Source organism: Kordia periserrulae, assembly GCF_003054265.1.
In the GTDB taxonomy this organism is placed as follows: Bacteria; Bacteroidota; Bacteroidia; order Flavobacteriales; family Flavobacteriaceae; genus Kordia; species Kordia periserrulae.
Genome location: NZ_QBKT01000001.1, coordinates 345,934 through 365,423 on the forward strand (window position 1 = coordinate 345,934; position 19,490 = coordinate 365,423).

A 19,490-nucleotide genomic window follows, 5' to 3' on the forward strand; every position below is an offset into this window, starting at 1 on the left:
TTACATGTTCGGTAAAAAAAAGAATCCTACCACAGAAATCGATAAAGAACAATTAGCACTCATAAAAACGGCACAAAAGCGTATCAAGCAAAAAAAACGCTTATATTATCATTTTGTCATTTTTCTCATTGGCTCTGCATTATTAGTACTCATCAATATCGTATTGGGTATGGGAAAAGATATAACGCTTTTTGGCGCAAATTGGTTTGTTTGGGCAGTGTTTTTATGGCTGTTTGCCTTTCTATTTCATGCGTTTGATGTATTTGTTACGAATAAATTCATGGGGAAAGAATGGGAAGCCAAACAATTAGAAACCTTAGTGGCGCAACAAGAAAATCGCATTGCTGAATTGAAACAAAAGTTTATCGACCAAGAAACAAAAGTAGCAGAAGTTGAAGCCAAAGCCGAATTGGCAAATGAACCTGTTCCTGAAGTGATTGATCGTGGTAATTTAACCATTATTGTCGCTGCGGCAGAAAATAACGTTATCGGAAAAGACAATCAACTGATTTGGCATTTAAGTGATGATTTGAAGCGATTTAAAAAACTGACTTCGGGACACCATATTATCATGGGACGTAAAACTTTTGAGAGTTTTCCAAAACCCTTACCAAACAGAACGCATATCGTCATTACGCGACAAAAAAATTACAAAGTTCCCAAAGGAGTTATTGTCGTTCACACCATGAAAGAAGCCGTAAGTGTGGCAACTGTTGCCGATGCGGAACCATTTGTAATTGGCGGTGGCGAAATCTACAAACAAGCCATTCCGTTTGCGACAAAAATTGAATTAACACGTGTACATCACGAGTTTGAAGGCGATACGTTTTTTCCAGAAATTGACACAAAAGATTGGAAAGAAGTCTCAAACACATTTCACAAACAAGATGACAAACACGAATACGAGTTCTCTTTTATTACGTATGAAAGGGTGTAAAACAAATTAATCCGATGAATTATTTCACTATTTTTTCTAGAAAAAGTATGCGCTGCTTTCTTCTAATGGTATTATTTTTTTGCGCAAATAGCCATGCTCAAGACGATTGGACTTATTTTACGTATACCATAAAAATCAAAGCAAATAAAAAATTGAAATTCAAGCTTTCCGCAGATATAAAAGTAGAAAACATTGACAAAGTAGCTTGGGGAGCTATCTACACTCGTGTAGACACAAAGAACGATGAATATGGATTTTTTGATAATATGCGCGATAGACCTGTATTATCTAATGAATGGAAAAACTATGAAATTAACGGACATATTGACGAAAACTCTTCTAAATTAGTCTTTGGTGGGATTTGTATATCTAATGGGAAATTTTATTTTGACAATTTTGAACTGTACATTGAAAATCTCCAAACAGGTGAATTAGAAAAAACTACAATCAATAATCACAATTTTGAAAACAATCCTGCCAATATTAAATTATCTGGATGGGATACAGACTTTCCAAAAATAACGGCTGATTTTGAGAAAGGATATGCCTACAATCTTATAAAAGATGACCCAGAAAGAGGATATTCGCTAGTTATTGAAGGAAAAAATATAAAAATTGACGATTACAATCTTATAGGAGAACGCGAAGAATATACGCCGCAAATCGGAACCTTAGTTTCCATGCTAAATAATCTTAGTGACCGTGTTGAATATCACGTTAAAAACCTTGATCAACGTGAGTTAGACCATTTGCATGATGAAAAGGCGAACTCCATTGGTGCATTAATTATGCACTTAGCTGCTGCAGAAAAAATTTATCAATTATACACATTTGAAAATCGTGGTTTTAACGATGAAGAAGAAAAATTTTGGGGACCAGCACTCTATCTGGATGATGCAGGAAGAGAAACGTACAAAGGGCATGATGTTGAATATTACTTAAAAATTTACAGAGAAGTACGTGCGGTTACTTTGGAAGAATTTAAAAAGAGAGACGATGAATGGTTGAAAAAAACCAATCCTACGCGCAGTTCTAATAATCACTACTATTGGTTTCATGTCATGGAACATCAATCAAGTCATTTAGGACAAATATTATTTCTAAAAAAGAGAATTCCGCCACCGCCACCGATTATTGTCAAAGAGAAAAAGAAAATTGATTAATTAATCGATTTAAAAAGAACTCATTGCCCACGTTACACCACGTAAATCTAAATTATCAAGTAAAATTCTTTACTTTTGCCGAACATTTACAAATACGTGTTTGACACGATTTAAAAGACAATTACAATGAAAGCATATATTTTTCCAGGACAAGGTGCGCAATTTACAGGAATGGGATTAGACCTTTATGAAAACTCAAACATCGCTCAAGAGCTTTTTGAAGATGCCAATGGTATTCTTGGATTTCACATCACAGACATCATGTTTGAAGGTTCTGCGGAAGACTTAAAACAAACGAAAGTTACACAACCTGCTATCTTTTTACATTCCGTAATTTTAAGTAAAGTTTTGGGTGATGCCTTTCAACCAGAAATGGTGGCAGGACATTCCTTAGGAGAACTTTCTGCTTTGGTTGCCAACGGCGTATTAACGTTTGAAGACGGTTTGCAATTGGTTTCTAAACGTGCATTAGCCATGCAAAAAGCCTGTGAAATTCAACAAAGTACAATGGCAGCCGTATTAGGATTGGACGATGCTGTGGTTGAAAAAGTATGCGAAGAAACACCAGGAGTGGTGGTGGCAGCAAATTATAACTGTCCAGGACAAATTGTAATTTCAGGAGAAATTGATGCTATCAACAAAGCCTGTGAAACATTGAAAGAAGCGGGCGCAAAACGCGCATTGGTATTGCCTGTAGGCGGTGCTTTTCACTCTCCTTTAATGGAACCTGCGCGTGAAGAATTGGCAGCAGCTATTGAAAATACTGCTTTCAATACACCAACATGTCCAATTTATCAAAATGTAACAACTACGGCAGTTATAAACCCCGATGAGATAAAAAAGAACTTGATTTCACAATTAACAGCACCTGTAAAATGGACACAATCGGTGCAACAAATGATTGCAGATGGTGCTTCTCACTTTACGGAAGTTGGCCCAGGAAAGGTATTACAAGGATTATTGCGCAAAATTGACCGTTCTGTAGCGGCTGAAAGTGCAATCTTCGAAAAGGAATAAATAAAAAATCATGAAAATGTCTCGAACGTTGCGAATGCTTTTTATCGTTGGGCTGATTTTGATAAATGTTGGTTGCGACCAAGTATCGAAATCAGTGGCGCGAACTCATATTGACGATACCGAGCGTATTTCAGTGATTGGCGAATACGTAGTCTTGTTAAAAGCGGAAAACAAAGGTGCATTTTTAGGATTTTTATCTACACTAGAAAATCCGATTTTAAAAGTTATTTTTCTCATCATTTTACCAATTGCAGTATTGTTCTTTATCTTGCGAATGATTATTATCACTAAAGATTTAGACCGCTTTATGATTGTTGGTTTATGCTGTATTGTTGGCGGCGGTATTGGTAATTTGTACGATAGAATCTTATACCAATCGGTAACTGATTTTATGCACATTGATTTGGGCGGAATTTTTAAAACAGGCATTTTCAACATGGCAGATGTTTCTGTGATGCTCGGAAGCGCACTACTACTTATTTCCTTTATCAAACGAAAAGAAATTTCATTATCATAAGTACAAAACCTAGCAAAACGCTAGGTTTTTTTTATGAATAGAATCTTCACACTACTCTTAAAATTACATCAAAAACGTATTCATCAAGAACGACGAAGTTTATAAATTGAAAAGCAGAAAGGTTTAATATAGAACACATGTCGAAATGTTTACATTGAGCCTGTCGAAATGTTAACTACGGTTTTACCGTACCTATTTTTTAGATGATTTTAATACTTTAAAGAATTAGTAATCAAAAACTTAAAATCATGAAAAAAAGAAACACAACATCCTTACGTCTAAACAAAAATTCTATTTCCAATCTTGAAAAACAACAAGTACAAGGTGGAACTGTATACACAAAATATAACTGTGATACATTTGCGGGAAGTCCGTGTACGTCATTTATTGATGCGTGTCCGTCGGCTTGGGTATGTCCATTAACAGAAGATCCTAAACAATGTCCATATCCGTACTAGAATTTGATATGACATTCTTATAAAGTTTAAAAATACAGATTGATATTCGTGTGATGCTTCTTTTTGTATTCGCAAATGAAGTTTCGCCCTATTCCATACAGACATTATTTTATACCTCTAAAACTTAGATGAAAAATGACATTTTTGTAAGAATTTTTCAATGTATTTTTAGTTCTTAATCAAGCTATTAACTAAAATTAAAATCATGAAAAAAAGAAATCTTAAATCGTTAGAACTTAGAAAAAATTCAATTTCAAATTTAGAAAATCACCAAGTAAATGGTGGATTGAAACTTACAGATACGTGTACATCCGTTATTGATGATTGTCCTTCCGCATGGTATTGCCCTACAGATGTACCTACGCTCTGCGTTTTTACTTCTATATAATCAACTTAAATACAAAATCATGAAAAAAAGAAATCTAAAAACATTAAGACTCCGCAAAAACGCTATTTCTAGTGTAGGAAATACTGCAAAAGGCGGATTGGTAAGAATTACATTGATTGATGACTGCGGCTCGCAAATTGATGCGTGTCCGTCTGCGCTTGCATGCACATTTCAAGCAGATTGCCCATTAACGATAGATCTTACTTGTCAGACACTCAACAACAAGTGTGAAACATTTAATTATCCATGCCAGTCACTCGTTGAATGTGCATAATACAAACAATAAAGGCTGTTTAAAATGTTAAACAGCCTTTTTACTATATAATTTTGTTCTTCCTTTTTTTGAGTTATTGCTTGTAAATTTTTCCATCTTTCATTACAAAAGTGACATTCTCCATTGTGTTGATGTTTTGTGTAGGATCTTCGTCAACCGCTACAATATCTGCTAAAAATCCTGCTTTCAATTGTCCTAGCTGATTTTCCATTCCTAAAATTTTAGCATTCGTCACCGTAGCCGATTGAATGGTTTCCATTGGCGGCATTCCTGCTTCTACCATAAAACCAAATTCCTTTCCGTTGAGTCCATGTTTAAAAACGCCAGCATCAGTTCCAAACGCAATTCCCACACCTTTTTTATAGGCTTTAGCAAAAGTTCCTTGGATTTTAGGTCCAACTGCTAACGCCTTCGGTACAATAATTTCCGGATAATACCCTTCAATTTTTGCCTTGGCAGCGACTTCTTTTCCCGCAGTAATGGTTGGCACCAAATACGCATCATGCTTTTTCATCAACTCCATGGTTTCTTCGCTCATCAACGTTCCGTGCTCAATGGTTTTTACGCCACCGATGATAGCGCGTTGCATGCCTTCATCGCCGTGTGCGTGTGCTGCAACATGCATTCCGTAATCTTTAGCAGTTTCACAAATCACTTTAATTTCGTCAACCGTAAACTGCGGATTGCTTCCACTTTTCGCGACACTTAGCACACCGCCAGTTGCCGTAATTTTGATAACATCTGCCCCATTTTTATAACGTTGACGTACTGCCTTTTTTGCATCACTTACATTGTTTACCACACCTTCTTTTGGTCCTGGATCGCCACTAATTTCTTTGCGATTTCCGTTGGTAGGATCGGCATGTCCGCCAGTAGTTGCGAGTGCTTTTCCTGCGGTGAAAATTCGTGGTCCGTCCACTCTTCCTTGTGCTATGGCATTTCGCAACGAAATATTCACACCTGTTCCTCCTAAGTCACGAACTGTTGTAAATCCCGCTTGAAGCGTAACATTCGCAAAACCTACAGAGCGAAATGCTACGTCGGCATCGTTTAAGGTATACTTTTCTAAATAAGCTTTCGGATTGGTTTCACTTTCAATATGTACGTGCATATCAATCAATCCTGGCATGACTACTTTCGATTTTAAATCGATCACAACATCCGCAGAAGATGCTGGTCGCACATATCCGTTTTCGACACTTTTGATGGTATTTCCAGAAACAATAATCGTTTTTTGCGACAGTATTTTTCCGCTTTTGGTGTCAATGATTTTTCCACAATGTAAATAGGTATCTTGCGCCATTAATAATGTAGCACAAAACAGACTTACGCAAAGAGCTAGTAGTTTTTTCATGAGGTTTTGATTTGGTTCGTTTTTCGTATTTTTTGTTCCCATTTCCAAGCAGAAAGCATGGCTTCATCTAGTGTTGAAATTGCTTTCCAGCCTAAAATGGTGTTGGCTTTGGTAGTGTCCGCATAGGCAGAAATGACATCGCCTTCTCTCCTACCGACAATTTTATAGTTGAGTTTTTGTCCGCTAACACGCTCAAAACTTTGAATGACTTCCAACACAGAACTTCCGGTCCCCGTTCCAATATTGAACACTTCAAAAGTTGCCTCATTTTCTTTGTTGAGCAATCGCTGCAATGCGGTAACGTGCGCTTTCGCGAGATCGACCACGTGAATATAATCACGAATACAAGTACCATCTTCCGTAGGATAATCGTTTCCAAAAACGGCCAGTTCTTTTCGCAATCCGATAGCAGTTTGCGTGATAAAAGGCACTAAGTTTTGCGGAACACCATTGGGCAATTCGCCAATTTCTGCACTTGAGTGCGCGCCAATTGGATTAAAATAACGCAACGATATTACCTGCAAACCACTGACAACTTTCGCAGTATCTTTTAGAATTTCTTCGCCAATTTGTTTGGTATTTCCGTACGGAGAAAAAGCTTCTTTTATAGGCGCAGCTTCCGAAATCGGCATCTGTTCTGCCTGACCGTACACCGTACACGACGAACTAAAGATAAAAGCACTGTTTTTTTTGTGTTGAATTTGCTGTAAAACGGTGATTAATGTCGACAGATTGTTTTCATAATACAACAACGGATTTTCCACGCTTTCGCCCACAGCTTTGCTCGCCGCAAAGTGGATAATTCCGTCAATAGTATCGTGTCGTTGAAAGAAGGAAATCGTTGCTTTTTTGTCGCGTAAATCTAGTTTTTCAAATACCGGCAACACTCCTGTAATTCGTTCAATACCTTCTAAAACTGCTTCTGACGAATTGGAAAGATTATCAATAATTAATACTTCGTATCCAGCCGATTGCAACTCAACTACTGTATGAGATCCAATATAACCTAAGCCGCCTGTAACTAGTATTTTTTTCAAGATGGGTATTGGTTTTTTGGTGTTGGGTTTTTGGTGTTGGGTTTTTGTTTTTCTTTTTTGTCGCTTTTAGCTCTTGACTCTTTGCTCTTGACTCTTGATTCCTGACTCTTGGTTCTTGATTCTAAAAAATATCCTTATCCGTTTACGAAATCTAAGACTGTTTTGGTGATGAAATCTATTTGATCATCTTCCAATTCGGTATGCATAGGCAAAGAAATTACTTCTTTTACCAACTGATTTGTCACAGGAAAATCTGCTTCGTCGTATCGCTCATCAGCATACGCTTTTTGTGAGTGCAACGGAATTGGATAGTAGACTCCGCAAGGAATTTCGTTATTATTTAAATGCTGAACTAATGCATCTCTATCTGTATTAAGGATGCGCAACGTGTATTGATGAAATACGTGACAGTTACAGCCTGCACAAATTGGATTTTCGCAAGATTTTGATATTTGTGGCGTGATTATTTTATCATTTCCATAGAATGCGGCATTGTATTTTCGCGCTGCGTTTTGACGTGCTGCATTGTACGTATCTAAATGCGGTAATTTTGCGCGTAAGATAGTTGCTTGAATTGAATCCAATCGAGAATTTACTCCAACTACATCATGATGATATCGCACATACATTCCGTGATTTACAATGCCGCGAATGGTATGCGCTAAATCGTCGTCGTTGGTAAAAATTGCTCCACCGTCACCATAGCAACCTAAGTTTTTTGATGGAAAGAAAGATGTTGAAGCTACATGACCAATTGCACCCGCTTTTTTAACCGTTCCATCTGCAAAGGTATAACTTGCTCCAATGGCTTGTGCATTGTCTTCAATTACATACAAATTATGTTCGTTGGCAATTTCCATAATTGCGTCCATATTGGCACATTGTCCAAATAAATGTACGGGCACAATTGCTTTTGTTTTTGGTGTAATTGCTTTTCGAACTGCTTCTGGGTCAATGTTGAATGAATCTTTTTCTACATCAACCAATACTGGTGTTAATTGTAGTAAGGCAATTACCTCAACCGTTGCGGCAAACGTAAAATCGGCAGTGATGACTTCATCACCAGGCTTCAATCCTAGTCCCATCATCGCAATTTGCAAAGCATCTGTTCCGTTGGCGCATGGAATGACATGTTTTACATCTAAATATGCTTCTAATTCTTCTTGAAACGCATGTACTTCAGGCCCATTGATAAATGCGGAAGATTCGATTACATTTAGGACAGATTGATCAACTTGGTCTTTAATTTTCTCGTATTGACCTTTGAGGTCGACCATTTGGATTTTCTTCATTCGTATCTTTACTTTTATTCTAACAATATTACAAAATTGTACAACGATACCCAATGAATTTAAGGGAAAGATGTATTTTAGCTGCAAACTGAATGCTTTTGTATTATATCTACAACATATTCGTCTATATTGCTGGTTTTTTTTTGAAAATTATTGCACTGTTCAACACCAAATTGAACCTTTTTGTTCAAGGCAGAAAGACCGTTTTTCAAACCTTATCTGATACGATTTCTGCTACTGATAAGGTGATTTGGTTTCACACGGCTTCTTTGGGTGAATTTGAACAAGGATTGCCTGTGTTGGAGGCGTTGAAAGCACAATATCCAAATCACAAATTTTTATTGACGTTTTTTTCGCCTTCGGGATATGAGGTAAAAAAAGATAGCGGCGTGGCAGATATTATTACGTATTTGCCTTTAGACACCAAAGCCAACGCACGAAAGTTTTTAGCATTAACGCATCCGGAATTGGTGGTTTTTGTAAAGTATGAATTTTGGCCGAATTATTTAGCTGAGCTGAAAAAGAGCAACATTCACACGATTTCTATTTCTACTATTTTTAGGAAGTCGCAAGTATTTTTCAAGTTTTATGGCGGCTGGATGCGAAAATCATTGCGTGCATTTCATCATATTTTTGTTCAGGATGAAACGTCTCAGCAACTTTTAAAGCGCATCAATTACACCGATGTTACCATAAGCGGCGATACCCGTTTTGACCGTGTATTGGAGATTTTAGATCGTGATAATTCACTTTCTTTCGTTGAAGATTTTAAAAATAACACTCCAACCGTTGTGATAGGAAGTAGTTGGGCAGAAGACGAAGCTATTTTTGTTCCGTTTATCAATGCAACAACAGAACACTGTAAGTTTATCATCGCACCACATAACATCAAACAGGCAGAAATTCAGAAGTTAAAAAGTAGTATTACCAAAGCTACGGTGCTGTATTCCGAAAGAGCACAGCACAAAGATTTGAGTCAGTTTGAGGTGTTTATTGTAGACACTATTGGCATTTTGACCAAAGTGTATAGTTATGCAGATATTGCCTACGTTGGCGGCGGCATGGGTACTTCTGGACTGCACAACACTCTAGAGCCTGCTGTGTTTGGAATTCCTGTTGTGATTGGCAAAAATTACACAGGATTTAAAGAAGCGGAAGATTTAGTTGCTTTGGGCGGCATTGTTTCTGTTACTTCTAAAGTGTCGTTTCAGCAAGTTATGCATCGTTTACTTACAGATGCTGATTATAAAAAAGCTATTGGAGCAATTAACGATGCGTATGTTCGTAGTAATGGCAATGCTTGTGAAATTATTATGCGCTATCTAAACCGTTGAAAATTCTTTAAAAAACGGCACTCATTTTTACCAAAACGTTAATTTTAACAATTGCAAAAAAGATGTTATGGTATTCTTTGTGAATGAATAAAAGAAATCTTAACATTGTGATACAATTAACAATAAATAGGTAAAAAATGAAAAAATTAGTATTAAGAGCTTCTTTGGTTGTTGCGTTGATGATCGGAATGACTTCTTGCGAAGAAGTTAAAAAAGAAAGCGAAAAAGCAAAAGAAAACGCTAAGGAAATGGCAAAAGATGCCAAAGAGACCTTGAAAGAAGCAGCAAAAGATGCTGAAAAAGCAGCAAACGATTTGAAAGAAGATGCTAAAGAAATGGCGAACGATGCAAAGGAAGCTGCTGAAAAAGCTGCAGAAGATGTAAAAGACGCTGCAAAAGCTACTATGGAAGAAGCAAAAGACTCCGTAAACGCGAAAATGGACGAAACTTCAGATGCTGCTAAAAAGAAAATGGACGAGACTAAGAAAGCTGCGTCTGATAAATTAAATAACGCTACAGGAAACTAAGGCGTTATAAGAAAGACTTGTAAAAGTAAAAAGCTTCTCTGTAACAGAGAAGCTTTTTTTGGTTATTGGCAATTTGTTCCATATCCTGTCAAACACCAAGAGCCTGTTTGTGTTGGAGGCGGACATTCTGTCTCAAATTGACTTTGTCCAGTTGGTCTATCATAAGTCCAATCTAATCCACCTTTTAAAGCGTTTGCCTCTAAACTGGATACTAAACTCTTGTTAAGTTTCAAGCTTTGTACGTTTTGTTTTTTCATAATGTAAAGTTTCTTAGTTAAAGTCTTAAATTTAGGAAATTACAGTGATATTCAAATACGTGAAAACCGTAAAACTCACTGTTATTCCTGCCATTTCTCTTTCTAATCAACAACATTTAATTATAAACAAATACAAGCACTTCCGTTATCTTGTGTAAAACAGCCATCTGAAATTGGTTCGCATTGTCCTGTACAAACTACTGAACATAAATTTGAAGTTCTTGTCCCTCCTTTTATAGCATCTGTAGTAAAATTAGAGACGATACTTTTCTTAAATTCAATTTTTTTAATTCCTTTTCTTTTCATAATTTTTCTTTTTGTGATTAATTTTTAATAAAAATATACTTTCAAAAAAAAAATTACGTACGGTAAAACCGTAATTAACAAAATTATAAGAAATTGATAGTCAATACTTAGCAATGTTTTTATAGCTAATGGTTTTTGCTGTATCCTTAACAAATAGGACGCGTGAGTCTATCAACTTCAATGGTTAAAACACAACCTGCTTCTTGGGTTTGTGGACAGTTAAAGCGTGTCAAACATAAGTTGTTGCCGTTTTGATCAACAATTGATAAAATACAGTATCGTACAGAGTTTTCTACTCCACCAACTACTTGTTTGTCTCCATGAAGATTTGAGATAGACTTCTTGTTTAGCGATAAATTTTTAATGCTCTTTTTTTTCATGATTATAAAGTTTTATAGTTAAGATTAAAAAGGTAAGAATCCGCAACACAAAAAGAAAATCTTTTAACAACATTGGTTGTTCATTTTATAAAACAAACAATCAGCACCAAACGGTGCTGATTGCAGTATATCTAAGATTGTATTTCGTAATGGACTATTTTACAATCATTTTCTTAGTTACCATAATTTCTCCGTTAGAAACTAAGCTGTAAATAAACATTCCTTTACCAATTTCGTTAGAACTGATAATTACTTGTCCTTTTTGGCTTGTTAAATTATAATCTCTGATGAATTTTCCAGACATGTCAAACACCGAAATTGTTGCTTTTGCGTCGCTTGGCAATGTGTAATTGATAGTAGTTTGGTTTGTAAATGGATTTGGTCTGTTTTGATCCATTGTAAATCCAACTTCCGTATCGTTGTTACCTTCTAGTTTGTTTTTAGTGGTAGCCAACTCATTGCGCAAGTCTGCAATTTCAGTTTCCAACACCGTTACTTTATTGTTCATTTCATTCAAGCTTGATGTCAATACTGAAATTAATCCTGTGTAGTTCACTGCTTTGTATTCAAACGAACCTGTTTGCTTATTTTCTTTATCAAAAGTAGGCTTGTTGATGGTTGTTACCAATTCTGGGAATACTTCTTCAAGGTTTTGCGCTAAGAATCCGTGTTGTAATTGTGAAGGTAAGTTTAAGTGTTCGTTTTGCTTGAACGTGTACGAAACGGTTTCTAATTGCGATAACTTATCCAGCATATTTTCTTCTGCTTGAATGTTTTCTTTTAATCTTTTATCAGAAACTGTAAATGTTCCTGTTACAAAAACGTCACCATTAAAATATCCCGCAAATCTATTCGGAAGTGATGCTGAACTACCGTAAATAGCCGCTCCAAACCCTGTAGGATTCGCTACAATACTTCCAATAGCAGCTTCCACACCATAAGTAGGACCTGTTTGACTCCCTATTGTTTCAACTCTTACTCCTCTACTATCCCCAGATTCTTCTTTAACCGTAACGTTAATACCAGTTACCGATTGAGATTTACCTGTCTGTAAGACACTAATTCCTGTCTTAAACTGCCCTTTTTGTTCATTAATGGTTTTGATTCCTGTAAACACTGTTCCGTTGTCTGTGTTGTTACGTACAATCAAACCTGTTTTAGTATTTCCTGGTACGGTACTGTAATCAATACCTACTAATGGTTCGTTAGACGCTAATGGTTTTCCAAAAAAGGTTCTTCCGTCATACGTCATTGTGGCATTTAAAATAGAACTTGTAGACGTAAAGCTATCTGAGGTTCTAAATTCTAAATTGTTTTTGTTGGTTCCAATCCACTGAATTCTAGGATCGTCGTCATTGATGTCTTGAAACCCTAATGTAATTGCTTTTTTAGGCAATTGAAAACGCAATCCGTAAACGGTTTGTGTTCCTGTGTTCAATCTTCCGAAAGAAAACCAGCGACTTGTATTAAAGTCAAAAGCTCCTCCTAAATCGAGTTGTGTAACGAGTCCTTTGCTAAATCTGAAAATTTCTGTACCACCAAATTGCTGCGGAATTGGTGTTGTAATTGTCGATTGTACTGGTCCCGCCGATTGATTCTGTGCGAATGTCATTCCCGCAAAAAATAACGCTAATAAAAAGATAGTTTTTTTCATGTTAAATAATTTTAATTGGTTTTGTTTAAAAATAATCATTAATTAGTTAAACAAATTACGGTTGCACCTTACTTTTAATATACTACTAATCAGTTTTATACATAATATTTTGTTAAAATTATTTACACTTATTCAAAACAAAACAAGAAACATAAAAAAAGCCAAGGTTTTGCAACCTCAGCTTTCCTTCGTAACTGTGTACGACTGTAATTATATTTGGTGAACTATTATCGAATAATCATCTTTTTAGACATGATTACTTCGTTATCAGAAATAAGCGCATATACAAATATGCCTTTTCCAATATCGTTTGCGTTAATTGTTACTTGTCCTTTTTCGCTAGATAGATTGTATTCTTTGAGAAACTTCCCAGATAAATCTACCACCGAAATCGTTGCTTTGGTATTGCTTGGCAAGGTATAATTGATTACCGTTTGATTGGTAAAAGGATTCGGTTTGTTTTGCTCCATGGAAAATCCGTCAACACCATTTGGTAATTCTGGTTTTATAGCGCCGCTAGTTTCCAAACTACGTTTCATCTCTTCAATAGTACCTTCTAAAAGTGTAATTTTTTCATTGAGTTCATTGATGCGTGTGGTAGATTCTTCGTTCAATTCTTTCAAACTTGACGTTAAAATTGAAATCAATCCTGTGTAATTTACAGCTTTGTACTCATACGTTCCTACTTGAAAGTTTTTCTCATCTTCAATTGGTTTGTTGATAGTTGTCACCAATTCTGGAAAAACTGCTTCAAGGTTTTGTGCCATAAATCCGTGCTGAATGTTTGAGGGTAGATTTAAATGTTCGTTATCTCTAAACTTATATGTTACTGATTCTAATTGTAATAGTTTATCCAATACATTTTCTTCTGCTTTTACATTTTCTTTTAATTTTTCATCCGAAGGCAGATATGACCCTGTAGTAAAAACATCACCATTAAAATATCCTGCAAAACGATTTGAAAGTATCGCCGAACTACCGTAGATAGCTGCTCCAAAGCCAGTTCCTGTATTTGGAATATCACCACGAACAGCATACGAGCTACCATTGCTAGTTCCTGAAATTCTAGCCGTTACTCCCGTATTTTGATACGACGCACTTGTACTTACATTAATACCCGTAGACAAATACGAAGATCCTGCGCTTTGTACTTCAATTCCTGTTTTGATATATCCTGATTGATTATTTATAGCTTTAATTCCTGTAAAATACAAACCCGAAGTATTGTTGTTTTCTACAATAAGCCCCGTTTTGGTATTGTTTGAAATATTACTATAATCAATTCCTACCAAAGGCTCATTGGAAGTCAGTGGAGTTCCAAAATACGTTTTTCCATCATTGGTCATCGTTGCTACTAAGTTGGAAGCTGTGGAAGTAAAACTATCGGCAGCTCTAAATTCTAAGTCGCTTCCTGCAAAGCTTGAAGCGCCAATCCATTGAATTCTTGGGTTTGCATCATTCAAATCTTGATATCCCAACGTAATAGATCTGTTAGGCAATTGAAAGCGCAATCCATATACAGTTTGTGTTCCTGTAAAGAGTCGTCCCATAGAAAACCATCGGTCGCTCGTGAACCCGAAGCCACTTCCTGAGTCTAACTGCGTCATGAGTCCAGGGCCAAATCTGAAGGTTTCGCCTGAAAGCGGACTTGGCGTTGTAATCGACGTTGCGATGGTTCCTGAAGATTCATTTTGCGCAAACAAAATTCCCGCAAAAAATAAAGCGAATACTAAAGTAATTTTTTTCATAGTTTAAATAATTTTAAATTGGTTTTGTTTAAAGTTACCTATAAAAAAATTAAACAAGTTACGGTATAACCATAAAATTAACATGTTATAATTCAGATAATTAAAAAATAGAACGTTAATCACAACTCATTTTTCAGTACATAAACTTTACACAGATTAAAAAGAAGCACAAACACAAAAAGCTAAGACGTCAACATCTTAGCTTTTACTATTGTAAGGTAGGTTTTTAAATGCTACTCAAATTATCGAATCACCATCTTTTTCGTTAAAATAACTTCATTATCCGAAAGTAACGCATATACAAATATGCCTTTTCCTATTTCGCTCGAATTGATAGTTAATTGTCCTTTTTCACTTGATAAGGTATACTCTCTAATGAATTTTCCTGATAAATCTACCACTGAAATGGTTGCTTTGGTATTGCTTGGCAACGTATAATTGATCACTGTTTGATTGGTAAAAGGATTTGGCTTGTTTTGTTCCATAGAAAATCCTATATCGTTAACATCATCAAGACTATCTGGCTTGGTTTCTCCTGTGAGCGCTTGTATTTTACTTTCTAAAGCTGCTACTTTATCGTTTAATTGCGCTATAATTACCGACGTTTCTTCTTTCAACTCTTGCATTTCTGCTTTCGATTTTTCATCCAATTCCTTCAAACTTGACGTCAAAATTGAAATCATTCCAATATAATTAACCGCTTTGTATTCGTAGGTTCCTGTTTCCTTATTCTCTTTGTCAAAAATAGGTTTCTTAATCGTTGAAACTAACTCAGGAAATACTTCTTCAATATTTTGAGCGATAAATCCGTGTTGCAAATTACTTGGAAGACTCAATTGGTCGTTTGATTTGAAATTATACGTAACCGCATCAATCTGAGCTAATTTTTCAAGTACATTTTCTTCGTTTTTAATATTTTCCTTCAATTTTCTATCAGAACCCGCCGAGAATGATCCTGTAACTACCACATTTCCATTAAAATAACCTGCATAACGATTCGGGTTTGTAGAAGCTCTTCCTTGAATAGCCGCTCCAAAACCTGTTGGTGTTACACCTGATGGTCCTGAAATTGCTCCTGAAATTCCGTAGGTAGAGCCCGTATCACTACCTGTTACGCTCGCTGTAATTCCTGTATTGTAATATCCGTCGCTAATTCGCATACTCATTCCTGTATTTCCGTAACAAGAACCTGTGATAGCCTGCACTTCAATTCCTGTTTTTGCATACCCTCCTTGATTGTTTTTAGCAAAAATTCCTTTCGCAATATAAGCGTTTGTACCTGAGAGATTATCTACCGTTATACCTGTTCGTGTGCTTCCTAAATCTCCGTAATCAATCCCTACTTTTGTGGTTGTTATGCCTAATGGATTTCCAAAAAAAGTATTCCCTCTATCAGTCATTGTTGCCACCAGTTTTGAACTTGTAGAAGTAAAACTATTAGAAACTCTGAATTCTAAATCGGTTCCAGCCGCAAACGAATCGCCAATCCACTGAATTCTAGGATTAACATCGCCTAAGTCTTGGTATCCCATCGTAATAGCTCTATTTTTTAACTGAAATCGCAAACCATATACGGTTTGACTTCCTGTGTTTAATCTTCCCAAAGAAAACCATTGACTAGAATTAAAATCAAAAGCAGTTCCTGAGTCGAGTTGCGTCACTAATCCAGGTTGAAATCTAAAAATTTCTGTTCCTCCGAATTGCTGAGGAATTGGATTAAAAATTGAAGACTGTACTGCCCCAGATGATTGATTTTGCGAGAAACCAATCGCTGTAAAAAGTACAGCAAAAAAGAATGTAATTTTTTTCATGGTGTTAGTTTTTAAATTAATATTCTTTTAAAGGTAGCCACCAACACACAAACATTTTTACGGGATAACCATAAAAATTAAATCATTAAATATCAAACATTTATAAAATTAAATGGTTATTTTATAGTAAAATTTAAATAAAGAATAAGATGAAGAATATACTAGAAATAATATGTTCAAATCCACATAAAAAAAGCCGAAGTCTAAAGAACTTCGGCTTTCTGTTTTGGTGCGGGTGAAAGGACTCGAACCTTCACACCGTGAGGCACTAGATCCTAAGTCTAGCGTGTCTACCAATTTCACCACACCCGCAAATGTGGCTGCAAATATAAAGAACATTTTTAATATTCAAAGGAAGTCAAACGTATTTTTCCTTCTTTTTTTAGTACATTTGAGTATCTACAAAAACTCAATATATTTCATGAATACAATAAAAACGTATATCGAAACGCATAAAAATCGTTTCATAGATGAACTCATCGAACTTTTAAAAATTCCCTCAATTAGCGCTGATCCTGCCTACACACAAGATGTAATTGACACCGCAACTGCTATAAAAAACAGTTTGGAAAAAGCAGGCTGCGACCATGTAGAAATCTGCGAAACGCCTGGCTATCCAATTGTTTTTGGACACAAACATATTTCTGACGATTTACCGACCGTTTTGGTATACGGACATTACGATGTACAACCACCAGATCCATTAGATTTGTGGGAAAGCGGACCGTTTGAACCCATCATCAAAAAAACTACCTTGCATCCCGAAGGCGCTATTTATGCACGTGGTGCATGTGATGACAAAGGACAAATGTACATGCACGTAAAAGCATTGGAATTGATGAACGAAACCAATCAATTACCGTGTAATGTAAAATTTATGATTGAAGGTGAAGAAGAAGTCGGTTCTGAAAGTCTTTCGTGGTTTGTGGAGCGCAATCAAGAGAAATTGGCGAATGATGTTATTCTGATTTCCGACACGGGAATGATAAGCAACACACAACCATCAATCACGACAGGTTTACGCGGATTAAGCTATGTAGAAGTAGAAGTTACAGGTCCCAATCGCGATTTACATTCCGGATTATATGGTGGCGCAGTGGCAAATCCAATCAATATTTTGGCAAAAATGATTGCTTCCTTGCACGATGAAAACAATCACATCACCATTCCTGGATTTTACGATAAAGTAGAAGAACTATCTGCGGAAGAACGCGCCGAAATGGCAAAAGCACCGTTTTCGTTAGAAGCTTATAAAAATGCACTCGATATTGACGCTGTGTATGGAGAAGCAGGTTACACAACCAACGAGCGCAATTCCATTCGCCCAACATTGGATGTCAACGGAATTTGGGGCGGCTACACAGGCGAAGGTGCTAAAACCGTGATTGCCAGCAAAGCGTATGCGAAAATTTCAATGCGTTTAGTGCCAAATCAGGAATGGAAAGAAATTACCGAATTGTTCAAAAATCATTTTGAAAGTATCGCGCCAGCAGGTGTAAAAGTAAAAGTAACACCACATCACGGCGGACAAGGATATGTAACACCCATTGACAATATTGGGTATCAAGCGGCAAGCAAAGCATACGAAGACACCTTTGGCAAAACACCGATTCCACAACGCTCTGGAGGAAGCATTCCGATTGTTGCATTGTTTGAAAAAGAACTTAAAAGCAAAACCATTTTGATGGGATTCGGACTCGATAGTGACGCCATTCACTCACCAAACGAGCATTTTGGCATCTTCAATTATTTGAAAGGAATCGAAACCATTCCGCTATTCTATAAATATTTTACAGAACTTTCTAAATAACGTGAGTTCGATATAACTATTCTATTATGTAGCTGATTACTAATAGATTACGCTCAATGTCAAATCGAGCGCAGTCGAGATTCCTTTGAAATTATCAATTCTTAGCTGTTCTCGACTGCGCTCGAACTGACAATTAGTTATTTATCAGTGAATTATGAATTGCATAGTGATTTCTTAAGTCGAACTCACGTTAAATAACTTCAAAATCCGCTCTCAGTAGCGGATTTTTTATTGTGATTCTGTAAAATTTTTAGGTTGAAGTAAAAATCGAAAAGTTCAAATTACCTCATCTATAATATATTTTACGCACCACATGCGAAAAAGGTTTTTCCCAGTATAAATCTGTTTTTGCAATCCAATTTCCTTGTGCGTCATACGTATAATTAATTGTGTTTTTTAAAGATTTGAGTCCCTTATCATACACTTTCTCTTGCACTAAAAGACCATTTTCATACTTAAAATTTCTCTTGAAATCCTTATTCTCTACGACAGTTAACTTTCGATCTTTCATTAAAGATTCACATGAAGGACAGTCTTTCAAAAGGTTTTTAAAGTTCGCTTCAGAAGTATCAATTCCTTCAACATAATCATAAAAATCATTTTGAGCCACAATATCAAACTCGATATGTAAATAGTTACTTTTGGTAATGGCGTCTTCGTAACTTTTTACTATTCCATCCTGCACTGAAAATATGAGTTTAGAAACAGGTTCTCCTTCATCAAAAATAATCTTTTCTGTTTGATAGTCACTATACGTAAAAAGCGTCTTAGAAACAACAAAATCGCGATCTCTGTATTGCGAACTATCAATCGATTTTGTTACTCTTCCTTTATTATCGTACATATATTTGTGGTAATTATGCGTGTGTGCTGTTTTAATTGATTTCTCTACAATTTTTCCAGCTTCATCAAACACTAAAATTTCTTTACTTAACAAATGCTCATCCGATGGGTTTTTAACATCTGCCTCTTTAGAATATAAATAGATTTCTACTTTCGCTATTTTATCTGTATACTTCAAGCGATCATTTCTATGTTCATTATTTAAAATATACCACTCCGTAATTTCTTTCTGAGTGAGCTTTTGAGCATAGGAATTATAAGCAATTAATAAGACAAAAAAGAAAATTGTATTTTTCATATGAATAAGATAGTTAGGCTATAAAAATATAAAATTATCATCAGAAAATTTTACTCTACACTTGTAGAATATAAAATTTAATTCT

The 19,490-nt window shown here is 35.9% G+C and carries 19 protein-coding genes and 1 tRNA gene; 9 read left to right on the forward strand and 11 right to left on the reverse strand.

Annotated elements, in window-relative coordinates:
• The first annotated feature begins 4 nt into the window (after nucleotides 1-4).
• The 6 genes from C8N46_RS01580 to C8N46_RS01605 all read left to right on the forward strand — a co-directional run bounded on the left by C8N46_RS01580 (nucleotide 5) and on the right by C8N46_RS01605 (nucleotide 4,754).
• Complete coding sequence (locus C8N46_RS01580) at nucleotides 5-937, forward strand: dihydrofolate reductase (protein WP_108113100.1); 933 nt, start codon at nucleotides 5-7, stop codon at nucleotides 935-937.
• A 152-nt stretch (nucleotides 938-1,089) separates the two neighbouring features.
• Complete coding sequence (locus C8N46_RS01585; RefSeq protein ID WP_245896687.1) at nucleotides 1,090-2,100, forward strand: DinB family protein; 1,011 nt, start codon at nucleotides 1,090-1,092, stop codon at nucleotides 2,098-2,100.
• A gap of 126 nt (nucleotides 2,101-2,226) precedes the next feature.
• Nucleotides 2,227-3,117, forward strand: a complete 891-nt coding sequence (gene fabD, locus C8N46_RS01590; RefSeq protein WP_108113102.1) for an ACP S-malonyltransferase — start codon at nucleotides 2,227-2,229, stop codon at nucleotides 3,115-3,117.
• Nucleotides 3,118-3,127: 10 nt separating this feature from the next.
• The gene (gene lspA / locus C8N46_RS01595) at nucleotides 3,128-3,634 is read left to right on the forward strand and encodes a signal peptidase II (protein ID WP_108113103.1); all 507 of its coding nucleotides are present in this window, start codon (nucleotides 3,128-3,130) and stop codon (nucleotides 3,632-3,634) included.
• A gap of 248 nt (nucleotides 3,635-3,882) precedes the next feature.
• Complete coding sequence (locus tag C8N46_RS01600; protein ID WP_108113104.1) at nucleotides 3,883-4,092, forward strand: hypothetical protein; 210 nt, start codon at nucleotides 3,883-3,885, stop codon at nucleotides 4,090-4,092.
• A 407-nt stretch (nucleotides 4,093-4,499) separates the two neighbouring features.
• Nucleotides 4,500-4,754 carry a hypothetical protein gene (locus tag C8N46_RS01605; protein ID WP_108113105.1) on the forward strand — a complete coding sequence of 85 codons (255 nt, stop codon included), beginning with the start codon at nucleotides 4,500-4,502 and terminating at the stop codon, nucleotides 4,752-4,754.
• A gap of 73 nt (nucleotides 4,755-4,827) precedes the next feature.
• On the opposite strand, the gene C8N46_RS01610 is transcribed toward C8N46_RS01605, so the two are convergent.
• The 3 genes from C8N46_RS01610 to C8N46_RS01620 form a co-directional block, all read right to left on the reverse strand.
• Nucleotides 4,828-6,108 carry a metal-dependent hydrolase family protein gene (locus C8N46_RS01610; RefSeq protein WP_108113577.1) on the reverse strand — a complete coding sequence of 427 codons (1,281 nt, stop codon included), beginning with the start codon at nucleotides 6,106-6,108 and terminating at the stop codon, nucleotides 4,828-4,830.
• A complete protein-coding gene (galE, locus tag C8N46_RS01615; RefSeq protein WP_108113106.1) occupies nucleotides 6,105-7,145 on the reverse strand; it encodes a UDP-glucose 4-epimerase GalE in 1,041 nt (346 codons plus the stop codon). Before galE ends, C8N46_RS01610 begins: the two co-directional genes overlap by 4 nt.
• 134 nt (nucleotides 7,146-7,279) lie before the next feature.
• Nucleotides 7,280-8,437, reverse strand: a complete 1,158-nt coding sequence (locus C8N46_RS01620; RefSeq protein ID WP_108113107.1) for a DegT/DnrJ/EryC1/StrS family aminotransferase — start codon at nucleotides 8,435-8,437, stop codon at nucleotides 7,280-7,282.
• A gap of 98 nt (nucleotides 8,438-8,535) precedes the next feature.
• On the opposite strand from C8N46_RS01620, the gene C8N46_RS01625 reads away from it, so the two are divergent.
• Nucleotides 8,536-9,771, forward strand: coding sequence for a 3-deoxy-D-manno-octulosonic acid transferase (locus tag C8N46_RS01625; RefSeq protein ID WP_170110052.1), 1,236 nt, complete (start codon nucleotides 8,536-8,538; stop codon nucleotides 9,769-9,771).
• A gap of 137 nt (nucleotides 9,772-9,908) precedes the next feature.
• Entirely contained in the window at nucleotides 9,909-10,298 is a 390-nt protein-coding gene (locus C8N46_RS01630) for a hypothetical protein (RefSeq protein WP_108113108.1), read from the forward strand.
• Between the two features lie 62 nt (nucleotides 10,299-10,360).
• Here the strand turns inward: C8N46_RS01630 and C8N46_RS01635 are convergent, their stop codons facing one another.
• The 7 genes from C8N46_RS01635 to C8N46_RS01665 form a co-directional block, all read right to left on the reverse strand.
• Nucleotides 10,361-10,555, reverse strand: coding sequence for a hypothetical protein (locus C8N46_RS01635; protein WP_108113109.1), 195 nt, complete (start codon nucleotides 10,553-10,555; stop codon nucleotides 10,361-10,363).
• Nucleotides 10,556-10,675: 120 nt separating this feature from the next.
• Nucleotides 10,676-10,861, reverse strand: coding sequence for a hypothetical protein (locus C8N46_RS01640; RefSeq protein ID WP_108113110.1), 186 nt, complete (start codon nucleotides 10,859-10,861; stop codon nucleotides 10,676-10,678).
• Between the two features lie 146 nt (nucleotides 10,862-11,007).
• Nucleotides 11,008-11,241 (reverse strand): hypothetical protein, encoded by a 234-nt coding sequence (locus C8N46_RS01645; protein WP_108113111.1) that lies wholly within the window; start codon nucleotides 11,239-11,241, stop codon nucleotides 11,008-11,010.
• 154 nt (nucleotides 11,242-11,395) lie between these two features.
• Nucleotides 11,396-12,895: a tail fiber domain-containing protein gene (locus C8N46_RS01650; protein WP_158269050.1), complete on the reverse strand. Its 1,500-nt coding sequence runs from the start codon at nucleotides 12,893-12,895 to the stop codon at nucleotides 11,396-11,398.
• 227 nt (nucleotides 12,896-13,122) lie between these two features.
• Nucleotides 13,123-14,643, reverse strand: a complete 1,521-nt coding sequence (locus C8N46_RS01655) for a tail fiber domain-containing protein (protein ID WP_108113113.1) — start codon at nucleotides 14,641-14,643, stop codon at nucleotides 13,123-13,125.
• Between the two features lie 242 nt (nucleotides 14,644-14,885).
• Complete coding sequence (locus tag C8N46_RS01660; protein ID WP_108113114.1) at nucleotides 14,886-16,454, reverse strand: tail fiber domain-containing protein; 1,569 nt, start codon at nucleotides 16,452-16,454, stop codon at nucleotides 14,886-14,888.
• Between the two features lie 227 nt (nucleotides 16,455-16,681).
• A tRNA-Leu gene (locus C8N46_RS01665) sits at nucleotides 16,682-16,766 on the reverse strand.
• Between the two features lie 109 nt (nucleotides 16,767-16,875).
• Between C8N46_RS01665 and C8N46_RS01670 the strand changes: the two genes are divergently transcribed.
• On the forward strand, nucleotides 16,876-18,264 hold the full coding sequence (locus C8N46_RS01670; RefSeq protein WP_108113115.1) for a dipeptidase: 1,389 nt from the start codon (nucleotides 16,876-16,878) through the stop codon (nucleotides 18,262-18,264).
• 286 nt (nucleotides 18,265-18,550) lie between these two features.
• Here C8N46_RS01670 and C8N46_RS01675 read toward each other — a convergent pair whose 3' ends face one another.
• Entirely contained in the window at nucleotides 18,551-19,405 is an 855-nt protein-coding gene (locus C8N46_RS01675) for a hypothetical protein (RefSeq protein WP_108113116.1), read from the reverse strand.
• Nucleotides 19,406-19,490: the final 85 nt, after the last annotated feature.

Coding starts and splice junctions, on each gene's coding strand:
- C8N46_RS01660 (WP_108113114.1), bottom strand. CDS start 16,454: ATGAAAAAAATTACATTCTTTTTTGCTGTACTTTTTACAGCGATTGGT.
- C8N46_RS01655 (WP_108113113.1), bottom strand. CDS start 14,643: ATGAAAAAAATTACTTTAGTATTCGCTTTATTTTTTGCGGGAATTTTG.
- C8N46_RS01635 (WP_108113109.1), bottom strand. CDS start 10,555: ATGAAAAAACAAAACGTACAAAGCTTGAAACTTAACAAGAGTTTAGTA.
- C8N46_RS01580 (WP_108113100.1), top strand. CDS start 5: ATGTTCGGTAAAAAAAAGAATCCTACCACAGAAATCGATAAAGAACAA.
- C8N46_RS01620 (WP_108113107.1), bottom strand. CDS start 8,437: ATGAAGAAAATCCAAATGGTCGACCTCAAAGGTCAATACGAGAAAATT.
- fabD (WP_108113102.1), top strand. CDS start 2,227: ATGAAAGCATATATTTTTCCAGGACAAGGTGCGCAATTTACAGGAATG.
- C8N46_RS01605 (WP_108113105.1), top strand. CDS start 4,500: ATGAAAAAAAGAAATCTAAAAACATTAAGACTCCGCAAAAACGCTATT.
- C8N46_RS01675 (WP_108113116.1), bottom strand. CDS start 19,405: ATGAAAAATACAATTTTCTTTTTTGTCTTATTAATTGCTTATAATTCC.
- C8N46_RS01610 (WP_108113577.1), bottom strand. CDS start 6,108: ATGAAAAAACTACTAGCTCTTTGCGTAAGTCTGTTTTGTGCTACATTA.
- C8N46_RS01640 (WP_108113110.1), bottom strand. CDS start 10,861: ATGAAAAGAAAAGGAATTAAAAAAATTGAATTTAAGAAAAGTATCGTC.
- C8N46_RS01645 (WP_108113111.1), bottom strand. CDS start 11,241: ATGAAAAAAAAGAGCATTAAAAATTTATCGCTAAACAAGAAGTCTATC.
- lspA (WP_108113103.1), top strand. CDS start 3,128: ATGAAAATGTCTCGAACGTTGCGAATGCTTTTTATCGTTGGGCTGATT.
- C8N46_RS01630 (WP_108113108.1), top strand. CDS start 9,909: ATGAAAAAATTAGTATTAAGAGCTTCTTTGGTTGTTGCGTTGATGATC.
- C8N46_RS01670 (WP_108113115.1), top strand. CDS start 16,876: ATGAATACAATAAAAACGTATATCGAAACGCATAAAAATCGTTTCATA.
- C8N46_RS01600 (WP_108113104.1), top strand. CDS start 3,883: ATGAAAAAAAGAAACACAACATCCTTACGTCTAAACAAAAATTCTATT.
- C8N46_RS01650 (WP_158269050.1), bottom strand. CDS start 12,895: ATGAAAAAAACTATCTTTTTATTAGCGTTATTTTTTGCGGGAATGACA.